General features: G+C 71.2%; 13 protein-coding genes. 4 read left to right on the top strand and 9 right to left on the bottom strand.

The genetic code is table 11. The features are described 5' to 3' along the window. Nucleotides 1–14 precede the first annotated feature (14 nt). On the bottom strand, nt 15–767 hold the full coding sequence (locus V2W30_RS36825; protein WP_338702941.1) for a PIG-L deacetylase family protein: 753 nt from the start codon (nt 765–767) through the stop codon (nt 15–17). Nucleotides 768–1,334: 567 nt separating this feature from the next. On the opposite strand from V2W30_RS36825, the gene V2W30_RS36820 reads away from it, so the two are divergent. Both V2W30_RS36820 and V2W30_RS36815 read left to right on the top strand, forming a co-directional pair. Continuing rightward, entirely contained in the window at nt 1,335–1,757 is a 423-nt protein-coding gene (locus V2W30_RS36820; RefSeq protein ID WP_338702940.1) for a hypothetical protein, read from the top strand. Nucleotides 1,758–1,779: 22 nt separating this feature from the next. Then, the gene (locus V2W30_RS36815) at nt 1,780–2,019 is read left to right on the top strand and encodes a hypothetical protein (protein WP_338702939.1); all 240 of its coding nucleotides are present in this window, start codon (nt 1,780–1,782) and stop codon (nt 2,017–2,019) included. 275 nt (nt 2,020–2,294) lie between these two features. Here V2W30_RS36815 and V2W30_RS36810 read toward each other — a convergent pair whose 3' ends face one another. Together V2W30_RS36810 and V2W30_RS36805 are read right to left on the bottom strand one after the other, a co-directional pair. Further along, on the bottom strand, nt 2,295–3,599 hold the full coding sequence (locus tag V2W30_RS36810) for an alpha/beta fold hydrolase (protein ID WP_338702938.1): 1,305 nt from the start codon (nt 3,597–3,599) through the stop codon (nt 2,295–2,297). An 89-nt stretch (nt 3,600–3,688) separates the two neighbouring features. Next, nucleotides 3,689–4,717, bottom strand: a complete 1,029-nt coding sequence (locus V2W30_RS36805; RefSeq protein WP_338702937.1) for a LacI family DNA-binding transcriptional regulator — start codon at nt 4,715–4,717, stop codon at nt 3,689–3,691. A 479-nt stretch (nt 4,718–5,196) separates the two neighbouring features. Between V2W30_RS36805 and V2W30_RS36800 the strand changes: the two genes are divergently transcribed. Further along, nucleotides 5,197–8,301, top strand: a complete 3,105-nt coding sequence (locus V2W30_RS36800) for a family 78 glycoside hydrolase catalytic domain (RefSeq protein WP_338702936.1) — start codon at nt 5,197–5,199, stop codon at nt 8,299–8,301. A gap of 53 nt (nt 8,302–8,354) precedes the next feature. Here V2W30_RS36800 and V2W30_RS36795 read toward each other — a convergent pair whose 3' ends face one another. The 6 genes from V2W30_RS36795 to V2W30_RS36770 are packed head-to-tail and all read right to left on the bottom strand — an operon-like array spanning nt 8,355 to nt 14,432. Beyond that, nucleotides 8,355–9,380, bottom strand: coding sequence for a LacI family DNA-binding transcriptional regulator (locus V2W30_RS36795; RefSeq protein WP_338702935.1), 1,026 nt, complete (start codon nt 9,378–9,380; stop codon nt 8,355–8,357). Next, nucleotides 9,373–9,693 carry an L-rhamnose mutarotase gene (locus tag V2W30_RS36790; protein ID WP_338702934.1) on the bottom strand — a complete coding sequence of 107 codons (321 nt, stop codon included), beginning with the start codon at nt 9,691–9,693 and terminating at the stop codon, nt 9,373–9,375. Before V2W30_RS36790 ends, V2W30_RS36795 begins: the two co-directional genes overlap by 8 nt. Nucleotides 9,694–9,709: 16 nt before the next feature. Then, entirely contained in the window at nt 9,710–10,795 is a 1,086-nt protein-coding gene (gene rhaS, locus V2W30_RS36785; RefSeq protein WP_338702933.1) for a rhamnose ABC transporter substrate-binding protein, read from the bottom strand. A 46-nt stretch (nt 10,796–10,841) separates the two neighbouring features. After that, the gene (locus tag V2W30_RS36780) at nt 10,842–11,861 is read right to left on the bottom strand and encodes an ABC transporter permease (RefSeq protein WP_338702932.1); all 1,020 of its coding nucleotides are present in this window, start codon (nt 11,859–11,861) and stop codon (nt 10,842–10,844) included. Then, nucleotides 11,854–12,909, bottom strand: coding sequence for an ABC transporter permease (locus V2W30_RS36775; protein ID WP_338702931.1), 1,056 nt, complete (start codon nt 12,907–12,909; stop codon nt 11,854–11,856). The genes V2W30_RS36780 and V2W30_RS36775 overlap by 8 nt, the downstream gene beginning before the upstream one ends. Further along, nucleotides 12,906–14,432 carry a sugar ABC transporter ATP-binding protein gene (locus V2W30_RS36770; protein ID WP_338702930.1) on the bottom strand — a complete coding sequence of 509 codons (1,527 nt, stop codon included), beginning with the start codon at nt 14,430–14,432 and terminating at the stop codon, nt 12,906–12,908. Before V2W30_RS36770 ends, V2W30_RS36775 begins: the two co-directional genes overlap by 4 nt. Nucleotides 14,433–14,746: 314 nt before the next feature. Here V2W30_RS36770 and rhaI point away from each other — a divergent pair, with 314 nt between their 5' ends. Next, complete coding sequence (rhaI, locus tag V2W30_RS36765; RefSeq protein WP_338702929.1) at nt 14,747–15,913, top strand: L-rhamnose isomerase; 1,167 nt, start codon at nt 14,747–14,749, stop codon at nt 15,911–15,913. Nucleotides 15,914–15,958 lie beyond the last annotated feature (45 nt).

The following is a 15,958-nucleotide window of genomic DNA, read 5'->3' as shown; positions in this document are numbered from 1 at the left end:
AGGGGACCGCGGCCTCAGCGGTTGAACACTTCGAACGGCACGGCCGGCTTCCCGCCGAACCGCTCGGCCGCGGCCTGCACGTTTCCGGTGAGGAAGGTGCGGCAGTAGGTCTCCGGGTCCTCGTCGGTCAACACTTCGATGTACGTACGGTGTTCGAGCAGCGAGCGGACGGCGCGTTCGAGGCCCGCCGTGGCGTCGGCGGCGTGCGTGGGCTGCGCGGAACCGGCGACGGCGACCCATTTCACGCCGTTCCACGGCTCCAGCCCCTCCTCCGTCAGCTCGGGGAAGATCCACCGGTTGCCCGCGTCCGCCGCGGCGTCGAGCGTGGCGCGGCCGACGGCGACGTGGTCGGGGGTGTTCCAGTACACGCCTCCCCACGTGTCGCGGTGGTTGAGGGTGATGACGAGTTCGGGGCGGTGCCGGCGGATCGCGGCGGCGATGTCGCGGCGCAGCGCGACGCCGTACTCGATGACTCCGTCCTTGTGGTCGAGGAACTCGACGGTGTCGACGCCGACGACGGCCGCGCTCGCCCGCTGCTCCTGTTCGCGCAGCGGACCGCACTTGTCCGGGGCGAGGGTGTCGATGCCGGCCTCTCCGCGCGTGGCGAGGACATACGTGACCTCCTTGCCGGCGTCGGTCCAGGCGGCGATGGCCGCGGCGCAGCCGTATTCCAGGTCGTCGGGGTGGGCGACGACCGCGAGGGCCCGCTGCCAGTCCTCCGGCATGGGCTGGAGCGCGGGTTCGCTCTTCGGTTCGGGCAGGCTCATGAAGGGCAGGGTAGGCGCCCACGGCGCGGGGCGCCTCATCCGGATTCACCGGGGTCAGCCTCGCGGGGCCGCTGGGAATGCGGAGCCGTCTGGCCTGTCGCCTCCGCGCTCGTGCTCACCCTCCGGTGGGCAGGGCTCGGCCTCTACCGCCGCGGCTGCGCCGGGCACCGCGCCTACAGCAGGAACAACACCCCCGACACCAGCTCGACCCCATCCCCCCGACCACCGCTACCGACCATGGCCAATCGACGGCGACATGCATGAACACCTCCCGGAGCAGACCGCCAACAAGCCAGACGGAGACCGTCTCCTACAGAGACCGTGATCGAGGCGGCTGGCTCTCCTGTCTCGGGGCATCAGAAAGGGGCCGCGCCCTCGCGGGTCGGCATCGTCCTCGCCCCGTTCACCACTTAAGTCTTCCTGTACCGACCCCGAAGCAGCAGCCCCAGGGGGCCAACCACAACCGCGACCTCCACGACCCCGATCCGCACTGGATCGTCCGCGCTGAACACCCAGCCCGCGACCGCACCCACCACGACACCCCACGCCACCATGATCGGAACGCCAATGACACCCGCCCTCCGCACCGCCCGCTGGCTCACCGCGGCCGCCGCCCTCAGCAGCGCCACCGCCGCCTACCTCACCGCCACCGGCTGGTACAGGTCCGCCGCCGGGGTCGTCTATGCGGCCGGCCTCCTCGCCTGGTGCGCGTCCCGCGAGTACGCCATCGCCCGCCGGGCAAGGCTCCGGGCGCAGCTCGCCGAACGCAAAGCCCGCGGCATCCCCATCTTCGAGGCCGTGTTCGAGGTCGTGCCGTGCTGCGACCTCTCCACCCACGCCGACGGCAGCGCGCATGGTTCCGACTGCCTGCGCCCTCGGGACCCGGACGAAGAACTGCACGCCGCGTGCTGCGCCGACGGGTTCGTCTCCCGCGGCACCACCCATGACTCGGCCTGCCCCACCCGCATGACGAGGAGCAACGCCGCATGACCGACCGCATCCGCTGGACGAGATGACCAGCGATCACCTCGACGCCCTGTACGACCGCGCCGAGGATCGCCGCCCTCAGCGCCTGCGATCCTCCGGCCACGCGAAGGGACCGTGGCGCCGGCCGAACTCCCTCGACCGGTCATTGAGCCGCCGACGCAGCCACGTCATCCACAACACCAAGGGGGTCGCGACCATCCCCATCCCTAGCGCCATCCACCAACCGATGCCGCTGAAGCGCCAGATCAAGACCATGACGACGTAGATCGCTACCGCGCTCAGGACGTACCGCGTTCTCCTCGAAAGATTCATTCGGACCGGATACCCCCGCCCCCGCGACCACAACGAAGGGGCGCGCGCCAGATGTCTCCCCGGACCAGCACACGCCCCATCCGGTGGCCTCGTCGTCCCGCCCCACGGCACGGGCCGCCTCGTCCCCGTGGCCCCCTCAAGCAAGCGGCCTCGCCGCTGTTCCAGGGGACTCGGGGAACCACGGCGCACCCGCGACCGCACGCCGAAGCCACAGAACCCCGTACGGGGCTACACGTCGCCGCGCACCATGGCCAGCAGACGGTCGAGGACGCGCGGTCCGCCCGCCCGGAGGCCGTCGTGCTCGAACTCGTTCGTCACCCAGGGCCGCAGCCCTCGGATCGAGCGGGCCGTGTGCAGCGCGTGCTCCGTGTCGACGTACATGTCGTCGTGGTAGACGGCTGCGACCACCGGCACCTCGTTCGCCGCGAGTCGCGCCGGGTCGTAGAGCGGAGCCCAGTCCGTGCGCGCGGCCACCGCGTGCGCGGCCTCCCGCAGCGGGCGCAGCGCCGGGTCGGTGTCGAACTGCCAGGGGTGCACCGACTCCCCGGTGAAGAGCAGCGCCGAGCCCGAGGCCAGCGTCTTCTCGCCGTCGAACTGGGGGAACTCGGCGCGCACCCGTTCGGCGGACCAGTCGGTGGCGCGCCCGCCCTGCGCGTAGATCGCCTCGTGCAGGACCGCGTAGAGCGGGTGGCTCGCGTAGGACAGCGCGCCGGCGACCTGCTCCTGGAACGCGTCGGAGAGTTCGCGTCCGGCGGGGGTGCGGACGAACGCGTCCTCCAGGAGGTGGTGCAGTCGGTCGCTGCCGTCGCTCCCGCCGAGCCAGATGCCGAGCGACTGGAACGCCTCCAGGGTGAGGCGGTAGCCGTTGGGCAGGACCGGCTGCCGGTCCTGGACGTACGCGGCGATCTCCCGGGCCCGCTCGACGTCCATCGGATAGCGGGCGTAGTGCGCGCGGACCTTGCGCTCGACGCGCGGGTACGCGGCGCGGTAGACGTCGTCGGCGTGGCCGTCGAGCGTGGGCAGGCCGCCCGTGATGAGCGCCGCCGCGAGGCCCTCGGGCGCGGACGACAGGTAGCGCACGGCGCAGAAGCCGCCGAAGCTCTGGCCGAGGACGGTCCACGGGGCGCCCCCGGTGACCTCGTGGCGGACCAGCTCGCAGTCGCGGACGATCGAGTCGGCGCGGAAGTGCGTGAGGTACTCGGCCTGGGCCCGCGCGTCGCCGCGCAGCGGGAGCGTCTGGCGGTTCACGGTCGCGGAGGCGCCGGTGCCGCGCTGGTCGAGCAGGAGGACGCGGTAGTCCTGGAGGGCGCGGCCGAGCCACGCCTGCTTGCCGCTGAAGCGGTTCGCGCCGAACCCGGGGCCGCCCTGGAGGTAGACGAGCCAGGGCAGTTCGTCGTTCTCCCGGCCGGCGGCGACGGCCTCGCGCGCGTACAGCTCGATGCGCTCGCCGTCGGGGTCGGCGTGGTCCAGAGGGACGGAGAAGCGACGGTCGGCCAGGACGACTCCGGCCTGACGGTAACGGGCGGCGCTCAAGGCAACTCCTGTACGGATGGCGGTGCGGGCGGCCCGAACTGCGGACAAGCGGGCCGTCCGCCCAGTTCAGCACATGGTCGCGGGCGGGTTCAGCGCGGGCCCAGGCTGGAGCCGCGGACGACGAGCTCCGGCTGGAGGACGACCCGGCGGTGCTCGTGCCGGCGCCCGGGGTGGTCGGCGGCGTCGATCTCGTCGAGGAGCAGCTCGGCGGCGAGGGCGCCCATGGTGACGGCGGGCTGCCGCACGGACGTGAGGGGGACGGCGGCGGCGGCCGCGAACTCGATGTCGTCGTAGCCGACGATCGCGACGTCCTCGGGGACCCGCACCCCGGCCGCGTACAGGGACTGGAGGACGCCGAGGGCCAGCAGGTCGTTGGCGCAGAAGACGGCGGTGGGGCGGGCGGAGAGGCCGAGGAGGCGGGCGCCCGCGTCGCGGCCCGCGGCCACGTCGAGCCGGTCGGTGGGCAGTTCGCGCAGCGCGGTGGCGGGCAGTCCGGCCTCGTCGAGGGCGCGGAGCGCGCCCTGCCGGCGGTCCTCGACCTGGTTGAGGGCGGGCGGGCCGCTCACGTACGCGATGCGTCGGTGACCCGCGTCGACGAGGTGACTGACCGCGAGCGCGCCGCCGTTGACGTCGTCGACGGATACGGAGCACTCGGTGGCGCCCTCGGCGACCCGGTCGACGAGGACGAACGGGATGTCGTGCCGGCGGAACTGCTCGACGGTGCGGCCGGTCGCCTCGGCCGGGGTGAGCAGGACGCCGCGCACCCGCTGCTCGGCGAAGAGGGACAGGTACTCGGCCTCCTCGCTCGCGCTCTGCGCGCTGTTGCAGACCATCACGCCGAGCCCGGCCTCGCGCGCGGCACGCTCGGCGCCGCGCGCGACGTCCACGAAGAACGGGTTGCCCATGTCGAGGACGAGCAGGCCCATGATGCGGCTGCGGCCGGCGCGCAACTGGCGGGCGGACTCGCTGCGGACGTAGCCGAGCCGGTCGATGACCGCGAGGACGCGGGACCGCGTCTCGTCGGCGACGGTCTCGGGCCGGTTGATCACGTTCGAGACCGTGCCCACGGACACCCCGGCGGCGCGGGCTACGTCCTTGATCCCCACGGACTGTCCCATCGGGTACGGACCTCCAGGTGAGCGGGTGCGGCAGGGGGAGTGTACGTGGGGCGCACCCCGAAATGTTCGGCCAGTCGGACAACCGGACGACGGAGGTCGGTGCCGGGTCCCCGGACCGAGCCGCTCGTCGCCACGCCGAGACGGCGGCAGCCCGATGACTTGAATCGTTTCTTACCACACCGTCGGCCACTGTGCGCCCACCGGCATCCTCTGTCAATCCGCTTGCACGAGTGTCTTTTGTGCACGCAAGCCCCTTGTCTCCGCCTCAGGCTGCGCATAGGTTCCTCCACCCCACATTGAATCGTTTGAAATCGTTCAACCCACGATCTCGCTCCTCCCCCCCACCCATCGACAGAGACCTTCCGGCAGAGGCCTTCCGGCAGAGACCTCCGCAGAGCGCCCTCGCCGGGCGCCTTCACCCAGCTCCTTCACCGAGCGCCTTCACCGAGCGCCTTCAAGGACGAAGGGAAACCTCGCAGATGAGCAGCGACATCCACCGCAGGACCGTGCTGGCCGCGACCGCGGGCGCCGTGCCCGTGATCACCGGGCTCGCCGCCGTGGGCACGGCGGCACCGGCACAGGCGGCCCCGTCGGCGTCCGCCGCACCGGACGCCACCCCCACCGTCACCGGCCTGACCGTCGAGCACCGCGTCCTGCCGCTCGGCACCGACGCGGCCCGCCCCCGCTTCGGCTGGCGGCTCGGTTCGACGGCGCGCGGCCTCGCGCAGGGCGCGTACCGCCTCCGCGTCGCGACCTCCCCCCAGCGGCTGACCGCGGGCCGGCCCGACGTGTGGGACAGCGGCACGGTGCAGGGCTCCGACTCGGTCGCCGTGCGGTACGACGGGCCCCGACTCAAGCCGTCCACCCGGTACTTCTGGGACGTGACGGCCTGGGACGCCACGGGCCGCGGCCTGGGCACGGCATCGGCCGCCTGGTTCGAGACGAGCCTCATGAGCACGGACGGCGTCGCCGACTGGGACGGCGCCCAGTGGCTCGGCATGAAGGGCAAGGCCCCCGACTCGGCGGGCGCGCCCCTGCTCCGCAGCGAGACACCGCTCGGCGAGGGCGGGATCGCCGAGGCCCGCCTGTACATCACGGCCCTCGGGGTGTACGAGGCGTACGTCAACGGCGAGCGCGTCACCGCGCCGCAGGACGGCGGCCGGGCGACGGAGCTCCTCACGCCGGGCTGGACGAACTACGACACCACGGTGAACTACCTGACGTACGACGTCACGGACGCGGTGGCGCGCGGAGGCCGCTCCGTGACGCTCGCGGCGGTCCTCGGCAACGGCTGGTACAACGCCCGCGTCTCCGAGGGCAGCACGTACTGGTCCAAGGACGGGAACGCGCTCGCGCTGAAGGCCAAGCTCCTCGTCCGGTACGCCGACGGCAGCACACAGTCGGTCGTGACCCGCCCGGACGCCGGCTGGAAGGCCACCGACACCGGCCCCTACCGCGCGGACGACATCTACGACGGGCAGACGTACGACGCGCGGAAGGAACTCGACGGCTGGACGTCCGCCGGCTTCGACACCGCGGGCTGGGCCGACGTCGAACAGGTCGGCTACGCGGCCAGGTTCCCCGGCGCGAAGCTCACCGCGTACCCCGGCGAGACGGCACGCCTGATCCCGAAGTGGGACCGCCACCCCCGGTCGCTCACCGTCTACGACACGGTGACCGGCGCGTCGTCGAGCGCCAACGGCAAGGGCGAGATCGTCCCCGACCCGGACCGCACGACCACCGGCAGGCCCGGCCCGGTCACCCTGCGCCCCGGTGACACGGCCGTCTTCGACCTCGGCCAGAACATGGTCGGTGTCCCCCGCTACACCCTGCGCGGTCCGTCCGGCGCCGAGGTCGTCGTCAGATGCGCCGAGATGCTCAACGACGACAGCGAGGGCGCCGACGGCCCGGTCGGCTCCCTCTACCGCGCCAACCTCCGCTCGGCGAAGGCGACGAGCACGTACGTCCTCAAGGGCGCGAAGGCCGGCGAGACCCACCAGGACTCGCTCACCTTCTACGGCTTCCGCTACGTCTCGGTGGAGGTGACGACGCCCGGCGCCGAGGTCACCGTCTCGGACCTCACCGGCAAGGTCGGCACGTCCGCGATCCGCGAGATCGGCGACGTCACCACGGACGACGACGCCGTCAACCAGCTGATCAGCAACGTCCGTTGGGGCCAGCGCGGCAACTACCTGTGGGTACCGACCGACTGCCCGCAGCGCGACGAGCGGCTCGGCTGGACCGGCGACACCCAGGTCTTCTCGAACACCGGCCTGTACAACACCGACGCGGTCGCGTTCCTCAGCCACTTCGAGGACATCCTCATCGAGTCGCAGAAGACGTACGGGGTCGACGGCGCCCAGTTCACCGCGGTGGCGCCGGGCAACCGGTACAACGCGGCCGCGCCGTGCAGCGGTTGGGCGGACTGCGGCGTCATCGTGCCGTGGACGGTGTGGCAGATGAGCGGCGACGCCACGATCATCGACCGCAGCTGGGAGGCGATGGTCCGCTACATCGACTGGATCCGGCGCAAGGGCGGCGACACCTACGCGGGCCAGGGCGCGATCTTCGCCGACTGGCTGGCGTTCCAGAACACCGGCACCCAGCTGATGAGCGACGTCTACTACGCCTACAGCGTGCTTCTGATGGCGCAGATGGCGCGGGCCACCGGACGCACCGCCGAGGCCACGGCGTACGACGACCTCCTGGCCCGCATCCGGCGCGCGTTCCTGGCCACGTACATCAGGACGGACGGTGACCGGATCACCGTGCTGTCGAGCAAGGGCGGCAAGCCGCTCATGGGCGGTGACCCCGAGGACGACAGCCAGTCCGCACTGCTGTGGGTCCTCAAGCTCGGCTTCTACGACACCGAGGCCCAACGCCGCTCCCTGGTGGGGCTGTTGGCGGACAACATCGGCAACGACGCCGCGTACAAGGCGGCTCATCCGGACAGTGCCCGGGTGCGGTACGCGCGGAACACCCTCTCCGTCGGCTTCCTCGGAGTGAACGTCCTCGCGCCGGTCCTGACCGACGAGGGCCGCGCCGATCTCGCGTACGAGCTGCTGCACCAGGACGCCATGCCCTCCTGGCTGTACTCGGTGAAGAACGGCGCGACGACGGTGTGGGAGCGCTGGAACTCGTACTCCCAGGAGGACGGGTTCGGCCCCGTCGAGATGAACTCCTTCAACCACTACTCGTACGGCGCGATCATGGAGTGGATGTACGCGTACATGGCGGGTATCGCACGGGACCCGGAGCACCCCGGCTTCCGGCGCTTCCGCCTCCAGCCGCACCTCGACCCGACCGGCCGCATCACACGGGTGTCGGCCCGCCACCTGTCCCCCTACGGCGAGATCACCAGCGAGTGGTCCCTGGCCAAGGACGGCACGCTCACGTATGAGGCGGTCGTCCCGGCCAACACCGAGGCGACGCTGAGCCTGCCCGCGGTGTCGGCGTCGGCGGTCCGCGAGGGACGCACACCACTGGCGAAGGTGGCCGGCGTCCGAGCGCGCGGGTTCGCGGACGGCACGGCGACGTTCTCGCTGCCGGCGGGCCGGTACCGACTGACGAGCACGGTGCGCTGACCCCGCGCCGCGTATCGGCCTTCGGTGAGCGGACGGGGCGGCTCCCCGCCCGCTCACCGAAGCGCCCGGCTCGACCCCCGTACCACCAACTCCGGTCGCATCAGCACATGTTGGTGCCGGTGCGCGGAGGCCCGCTCGCCCGTCTCCTGGAGCAGCAGTTCCGCCGCGATCATGCCGAGGGTGAGGGCGGGCCGGCGGACCGAGGTGAGCGGGACGGTGGCCGCCGCCGCGAACTCGATGTCGTCGTAGCCGACGATCGAGATGTCGTCGGGGACCCGCACCCCGGCCGCGTACAGCGCCTGGAGGACGCCGAGGGCCAGCAGGTCGTTGGCGCAGAAGACGGCGGTGGGGCGGTCGGCGAGGCCGAGGAGGCGGGCGCCCGCGTCGCGGCCCGCGGCCACGTCGAGGCGGGCGGTGGGCAGTTCGCACAGGAGGGTCTCGGGCAGGCCCGCCTCGGCGAGTGCCTTGAGGGCGCCCTCCCTGCGGTCCTGGACCTGTTTGAGGTGCGGCGGGCCGCTGACGAAGGCGAGCTTGCGGTGGCCGCCGCCGACGAGGTGGCGGAGGGCCAGGGCGCCGCCCGACACGTCGTCGACGGCGACCGAGCAGCCCGGTTCGTCACCGGCGACCCGGTCCACGACGACGTACGGGATGCCGTGCCGCCGGAAGTCGCGCAGGGTCGCGCCGCTCGGGTCGGCGGGGGTGATCAGGGCGCCGCGCACCCGCTGTTCGGCGAAGAGCGAGAGGTACTCGGCCTCCTCCGACGGGTTCTGGGCGCTGTTGCAGACCATGACGCCGAGGCCCGCGTCGCGCGCGGCGCGTTCGGCGCCGCGCGCGACGTCCACGAAGAACGGGTTCCCCATGTCGAGGACGAGCAGCGCCACGATGCGGCTGTGTCCGGCCCGCAGCTGACGCGCGTACTCGCTGCGGACGTAGCCGAGCCGGGCGATGACCTGCTGGACGTGGCGGCGGGTGGGTTCGGAGACGCGGTGCGGCTGGTTGAGGACGTTGGAGACGGTGCCCACGGAGACTCCCGCCTCGTGGGCCACGTCCTTGATGCCGACCGTCGAGCGTTCAGGCAAGGTGGAAGACCTCGGTGAGCGGCCGCATCGCGGCGTCCGGGGCCTGTCCGTCCAGCTCCTCGAAGAAGGCGCCCATCTCGGCCTGCCAGCGGGCGTTCACCTCCGTGGCGTCCATGGCGGCGCGGGCCGCGTGGAAGTCCTCCGTCTCCAGATAGCCGACGAGCAGTCCGTCGTCCCTGAGGAAGAGGGAGTAGTTGTGCCAGCCGGTGGCGGTCAGGGCCTCCCGCATCTCCTGCCACACGTCCGCGTGGCGGGCGCGGTACTCGTCGATCCGGTCGGCCTTGACCTTGAGCAGAAAACAGACGCGCTGCATATGGGTGGTCCCTCGCTCAGAACGTGAACTGGTCGATGTTCTTCTTGTCGAAGACGGTCGGCTTGCCGAGGGAGACGACGCCGTCCTTCCCGACGGTGAACTCGCCGAGGTCACCGGCCTTGAAGGTCTCGCCCTCCTTGCCGGAGATCTGCCCGGACTCCAGCGCGACGGCGGTGTGCGCGGCGAGCGCGCCGAGCTTCGCCGGGTCCCACAGCTCGAACGCCTCGACGGTGCCGTTCTTGACGTAGGCGCGCATGTCGTTGGGGGTGCCGAGGCCGGTCAGCTTGACCTTGCCCTTGTACTTGGAGCCCGACAGGTACTGGGCGGCGGCCTTGATGCCGACGGTGGTCGGGGAGATGATCCCCTTCAGCTTCGGGTGCTCCTGGAGGAGGCCCTGGGTCTGCTGGAACGACTTCTGGGCGTCGTCGTCCCCGTAGGCGGTCGTGACGAGCTTGATGTCCTTGTACGCGGGCTTCTTCAGCTCGTCCTTCATGTAGTCGATCCACGTGTTCTGGTTGGTGGCCGTCTGGGCCGCCGAGAGGATCGCGATCTCGCCCTTGCCGCCGATCTGCCGCGCGATCTGCTGGACCTGGGTGCGGCCGAGGTCCTCGGCGCTGGCCTGCGAGACGAAGACGTTGCGGCAGTCGGCCTTGGTGTCGGAGTCGTACGTGACGACGCTGACGCCGTTCTTCATCGCCTGCTTCAGGGCGGTGCACAGGGCGCCCGGGTCCTGCGCGGAGACGGCGATGCCGTCGACCTGCTGCTGGGTGAGGGTGTTGACGTAGGAGACCTGGCCGGAGGTGTCGGTGCCGCTGGACGTCCCGACCTCCTTGTACGTCGAACCGAGCTCCGCGAGCGCCTTCTTGCCGCCGTTGTCGGAGGTGGTGAAGTACGGGTTGTTGACCTGCTTGGGCAGGAAGGCGACCGTGAGGCCCTTCTTGGTGGCGGCGTTCGGGTCGGCCTTGCCGGCGGCCGCGGACTTCGCGTCCTCCTTGTTCGCGTCGTCCTTCGTCGTGCCGCTGCAGGCGGTGGCGCCGAGGACGAGGGCGGTGGTGACGGCGAGCGCGGTGGAGAGGCGGCGGGTTCGGGCGGTTGCGGACATGGCGGTTCCTCACGGGTCGAAGGGAGGGGAGACACGGGAACGGAGTTCAGGGCGCGGCCGGTACCGGTGGAGGTGCGGCGGCGGTCTTCCTGCGGGCCCTGGCCTGGGCGATCCGGCGGCCGACGCGCGGCGCGAGCACGGAGATCACGAGGAGGACGCCGGTGACGACGATCTGGGACTGGGCGGAGACGTTGAGCAGGCTCATCACGTTCTGGAGCGTGCCGAGCAGGAACACACCCGCGATCGCGCCGCCGAGGGTGCCCTTGCCGCCGTCGAAGTCGATGCCGCCGAGCAGGACGGCCGCGATGACCGACAGTTCGAGGCCGGTGGCGTTGTCGTAGCGGGCGCTGGCGTAGTGCAGGGCCCAGAAGACGCCGGTGAGCGCGGCGAGCAGGCCGGTCGTCACGAACATCGACAGCTTGAGCCGCTTGACGCGGACACCGGAGAAGCGGGCGGCTTCCTCGCTCGCGCCGATCGCGAACAGCGAGCGGCCCACGCGGGTGGCGTGCAGCACGACGACCGCGATCCCGAGGAGGACGAGGAAGGGCAGGAAGGCGTACGGGACGAACGTGTCGCCGATGTGGCCGGCGCCGAAGTCCAGGTACGAGGAGGGGAAGTCGGTGACCGAGTCGGAGCCGAGGACGATCTGCGCGATGCCGCGGTAGGCGGCCATGGTGCCGATGGTGACGGCGAGGGAGGGCAGGCCGAGACGGGTCACGAGCAGTCCGTTGACCAGTCCGCAGACGAGGCCGAGCACGAGGCAGACCGGGATGATCGTCTCGATGGCCATGCCCTCGTTCCACAGCGCGCCCATGACGGCGCCGGACAGTCCGGCCGTCGAGCCGACCGACAGGTCGACCTCACCGGAGACGACGAGCATCGTCATCGGCAGGGCGATGAGCGCGATCGGCAGGGTGTTGCCGATGAGGAAGGACACGTTCAGCGCGTTGCCGAAGTTGTCGACGAACGAGAACGAGCAGAGCAGCAGCACGATCAGCAGGGCGCCGACGGCGGTGTCCCAGCGCACCACGCTCCTCAGGGAATCGGCCTTGAGGTTCTCAGGCATGGCGGGCGCTCCTCATCTGTGCGGCCTGCTTGCGCAGCACTGCGGCGACGCGCAGCGCCAGGATCCGGTCGACGGCGATGGCGAGCAGCAGCAGGATTCCGTTGATGGCGGTGACCCACACGGAGCTGACGCCGATGGCGGGCAGGACGCTGTTGATGGAGGTCAGCAGCAGCGCGCCGAGGGCGGCTCCGTAGACGGTGCCGGAGCCACCGGTGAAGGCGACGCCGCCGACGACGACGGCGCTGACGACGGTGAGTTCGTAGCCGTTGCCGGTGGCGGAGTCGACGTTGCCGAAGCGCGCCAGGTACAGGGCGCCGGCCAGGCCGGCGAGCGCCCCGCACAGGATGTAGGCGGTCATGACGCGCTTGCGGACGGGGACACCGGCGAGGGTCGCGGCCTCCGGGCTGGAGCCGAGCGCGTACAGGTCGCGGCCGCTGCGGTAGCTGCGCAGGTAGAAGCCGACGCAGAGCAGGACGGCGACGGCCAGCAGCGCCAGGTAGGGCACGATCCACAGACCGTCGTGGCCGAAGTCGACGAAACCGTCCGGCAGGTCGGAGGCGACGATCTGCTCGGAGCCGACCCAGATCGAGTCGATGCCGCGGATCACGTAGAGGGTGCCGAGAGTGACGACGAGCGCGGGCACCTTGCCGAGGCTGACGAGCGCGCCGTTCAGGGCGCCGAAGAGGGCGCCGAGGGCGACGGCGTACAGCACGGCGACGAGTGAACTGCCGCCGCCCTGGAGGTAGTTGCCCGCGGCGAAGGCGGAGATGCCGAGCACCGAGCCGACCGAGAGGTCGACGTTGCGGGTGATGACGACGACGGCCTGGCCGGTGGCGACGAGGACCAGGATCGTGGCGTTGAGGAGCAGGTCCTTGACGCCCTGCTCGGACAGGAACTCCGTGTTGGAGATCTGGGTGGCGAGCAGCATCAGGACGAGCACGCCGGCGACGGCGAGTTCGCGGGCCTTGAACACCTTGTCGAGCAGGCGCCGTCCGGCGGCCGGTTCGGGTGCGGCGTCCTCGCGCACCGGCTGAGCGGTGACGGTCATGCCGCCCTCCCCTGGGTCGTCCGTCCGGTGGCGGCGGCCATCACGGTCTCCTCGGTGGCCTCGGTCCGGGTGAGTTCGGCGGTCAGGCGGCCCTCGTGCATGACGAGGACGCGGTCGGCCATGCCGAGGATCTCCGGCAGGTCGGAGGAGATCATCAGGACGGCGACGCCCTCGGCGGCCAGCGACGACAGCAGGCGGTGCACCTCGGCCTTGGTGCCGACGTCGATGCCGCGCGTCGGCTCGTCGACGATGAGGACCTGCGGCCCGGTGGCGAGCCACTTGGCGAGGACGACCTTCTGCTGGTTGCCGCCCGACAGGGTGCCGACGACATCGGCGAGCCGCGCGTACTTGACCTGGAGCTTCACGGCCCAGTCGAGCGAACGGCTGCGCTCCGCCCGGCGGTTCATCAGGCCGGCGCGGCTGGTGTCGGCGAATCCGGTGAGGCCGATGTTGCGCTCGATGGACATGTCCATCACCAGGCCCTGGGCGCGGCGGTCCTCGGGGACGAGCGCGAGGCCCGCGTGCATGGCGAGGCTCGGCGCGCCGGGTTCGAGCCGCCGACCGAGCACCTCGACCTCGCCGCCGTCGAACCGGTCGACGCCGAACACGGCGCGGGCCACCTCGCTGCGTCCGGCGCCGACGAGTCCGGCGAGGCCGACGATCTCGCCGCGGCGCACCTCGAAGGAGACGTCGGTGAAGACGCCCTCGCGGGTCAGCCGGCGCACGCTCAGCGCCACTTCGCCGAGTTCGGTGTCCTGCTTGGGGTAGAGCTCGTCGAGGTCGCGGCCGACCATGCGGCGTACGAGGTCGTCCTCGGTCAGCCCGTCGAGGGGTTCGCTCGCCACCCAGGCGCCGTCGCGCAGCGTGGTGACGCGCTGGCACAGCTCGAAGATCTCCTCCAGGCGGTGCGAGATGAACAGCACGGCCGCACCCTGCGCGCGCAGTGCCTTCACGACGCCGAACAGGCGGGCCACTTCGCTGCCGGTCAGCGCGGCGGTCGGCTCGTCCATGATCAGGACGCGGGCGTCGAACGAGAGGGCCTTGGCGATCTCGACGAGCTGCTGGTCGGCGATGGACAGGCCGCGGGCGGGCTGGTCGGGGTCGAGGTCGACGCCGAGGCGCTGGAAGAGGGCGGCGGTGGCGTCCTTGACGGCGCGGTGGTCGACGCGGCCGAGGGAGCGGCGCGGCTGGCGCCCCATGAAGATGTTCTCGGCGATCGACAGGTCGGGGAAGAGCGTCGGCTCCTGGTAGATGACGGCGACGCCGGCGTCCCGGGCGTCGGCGGGGCCGTGGAACTCCACGGGCGCGCCGTCGAGCAGCACCGTCCCGGTGTCGGGCCGGTGCACGCCGGCGAGGGCCTTGATGAGCGTCGACTTCCCCGCACCGTTCTCACCGGCCAGGGCGTGCGCCTCGCCCGCGTACAGGCGCAGCGAGACGCCGCGCAGGGCGCGCACGGCGCCGAAGGACTTGCTCACCCCCTCCAGCGCGAGCACCGGAGTCGTCTCCGGTTCAGGATGCGTCATGGCATGTCTCCATGGGTGTGCTGACGGCGGGCGGGGTCGTGCGGGAGGCACGAGCGGCGGCTGTGGGCACCGGGGCCGCTCGGGGCTTTCCCTGCGGCGTGAAATGTTTCAGTGAAGTTGCCCGGAAGCTAGCTCCGTCCGTCCGGACAGGTCAAGAGGTCGAGTCCATCCCGATCCTTCGACGTACAACACGATTGAGTAACACGGTTGACCTTGTGCGCGACCCCTTGACGGCCTCGGCGAGCGGGGCTAACTTCCCCTCCGAATGAATCGATTCACTCGATTCGTGCCCAGACCCGCACCCAGAGGTGGACATGCCTGACATCGCTGCCGTGAAGGCCGCACTCTCCAGCCAGCGGATCGAGACGCCGTCGTGGGGCTACGGCAACTCCGGCACCCGGTTCAAGGTGTTCGCCCAGGCCGGTGTGCCCCGCACCCCGCAGGAGAAGCTCGACGACGCGGCGAAGGTGCACGAGTTCACCGGCATCGCCCCGAAGGTGTCGCTGCACATTCCGTGGGACAAGGTCGACGACTACGCGGCGCTCGGAGCGCACGCGAAGGAGCGCGGCCTGGAACTGGGAGCCATCAACTCCAACACCTTCCAGGACGACGACTTCAAGCTCGGCAGCGTCTGCCACCCGGACCCGGCGGTGCGCCGCAAGGCGGTCGAGCACCTTCTGGAATGCGTCGACATCATGGACGCGACGGGCTCCAAGGACCTGAAGCTGTGGTTCGCCGACGGGACGAACTACCCCGGCCAGGACGACATCGTGGCCCGCCAGGACCGGCTCGCCGAGTCCCTCGCCACCGTCTACGAGCGCCTCGGCGACGACCAGCGGCTGCTCCTGGAGTACAAGTTCTTCGAGCCCGCCTTCTACTCGACGGACGTCCCCGACTGGGGCACGTCGTACCTCCAGTGCCTGAAGCTCGGTGACAAGGCGCAGGTCGTCGTCGACACCGGACACCACGCGCCGGGCACCAACATCGAGTTCATCGTGGCGCTGCTGCTGCGTGAGAAGAAGCTCGGCGGCTTCGACTTCAACTCCCGCTTCTACGCCGACGACGACCTGATGGTCGGCTCGGCCGACCCCTTCCAGCTCTTCCGCATCCTGCACGAGGTCGCCAAGAACGGCGGCTTCGAGCCGGAGACGAACGTGGCGTTCATGCTCGACCAGTGCCACAACATCGAGGCGAAGATCCCGGCGGTCATCCGCTCCGTGATGAACGTGCAGGAGGCCACCGCCAAGGCGCTGCTGGTGGACCGCGAGGCGCTGAGCGCGGCGCAGGCCGCGGGCGACGTGCTGGCCGCGAACGCCGTGGTGATGGACGCCTACAACACCGACGTGCGGCCGCTGCTCGCCGAGTGGCGCGAGGAGCGGGGCCTGAACCCGGACCCGGTCGCCGGGTACGCGGCGTCCGGGTGGCAGGAGCGGATCGTGGCCGAGCGGGTCGGCGGCGAGCAGGCCGGGTGGGGGGCCTGAGCCCACCCGCGTTCGCCGCCCACGACACCCCAACTTCCCAAGGAA

Origin of the sequence: Streptomyces sp. Q6, assembly GCF_036967205.1 — a bacterium.
GTDB classification, from domain to species: Bacteria; Actinomycetota; Actinomycetes; order Streptomycetales; family Streptomycetaceae; genus Streptomyces; species Streptomyces citrinus.
The sequence above is the reverse complement of the archived record's forward strand: the minus strand, read 5'-3'. Positions and strand labels throughout refer to the sequence as shown.

Excerpts from the sequence above, each read along its gene's own strand:
- V2W30_RS36820 (WP_338702940.1), top strand. The coding sequence starts at position 1,335 with ATGACACCCGCCCTCCGCACCGCCCGCTGGCTCACCGCGGCCGCCGCC.
- rhaI (WP_338702929.1), top strand. The coding sequence starts at position 14,747 with ATGCCTGACATCGCTGCCGTGAAGGCCGCACTCTCCAGCCAGCGGATC.
- V2W30_RS36800 (WP_338702936.1), top strand. The coding sequence starts at position 5,197 with ATGAGCAGCGACATCCACCGCAGGACCGTGCTGGCCGCGACCGCGGGC.
- V2W30_RS36805 (WP_338702937.1), bottom strand. The coding sequence starts at position 4,717 with ATGGGACAGTCCGTGGGGATCAAGGACGTAGCCCGCGCCGCCGGGGTG.
- V2W30_RS36790 (WP_338702934.1), bottom strand. The coding sequence starts at position 9,693 with ATGCAGCGCGTCTGTTTTCTGCTCAAGGTCAAGGCCGACCGGATCGAC.
- V2W30_RS36825 (WP_338702941.1), bottom strand. The coding sequence starts at position 767 with ATGAGCCTGCCCGAACCGAAGAGCGAACCCGCGCTCCAGCCCATGCCG.
- rhaS (WP_338702933.1), bottom strand. The coding sequence starts at position 10,795 with ATGTCCGCAACCGCCCGAACCCGCCGCCTCTCCACCGCGCTCGCCGTC.
- V2W30_RS36770 (WP_338702930.1), bottom strand. The coding sequence starts at position 14,432 with ATGACGCATCCTGAACCGGAGACGACTCCGGTGCTCGCGCTGGAGGGG.
- V2W30_RS36780 (WP_338702932.1), bottom strand. The coding sequence starts at position 11,861 with ATGCCTGAGAACCTCAAGGCCGATTCCCTGAGGAGCGTGGTGCGCTGG.
- V2W30_RS36775 (WP_338702931.1), bottom strand. The coding sequence starts at position 12,909 with ATGACCGTCACCGCTCAGCCGGTGCGCGAGGACGCCGCACCCGAACCG.
- V2W30_RS36815 (WP_338702939.1), top strand. The coding sequence starts at position 1,780 with ATGACCAGCGATCACCTCGACGCCCTGTACGACCGCGCCGAGGATCGC.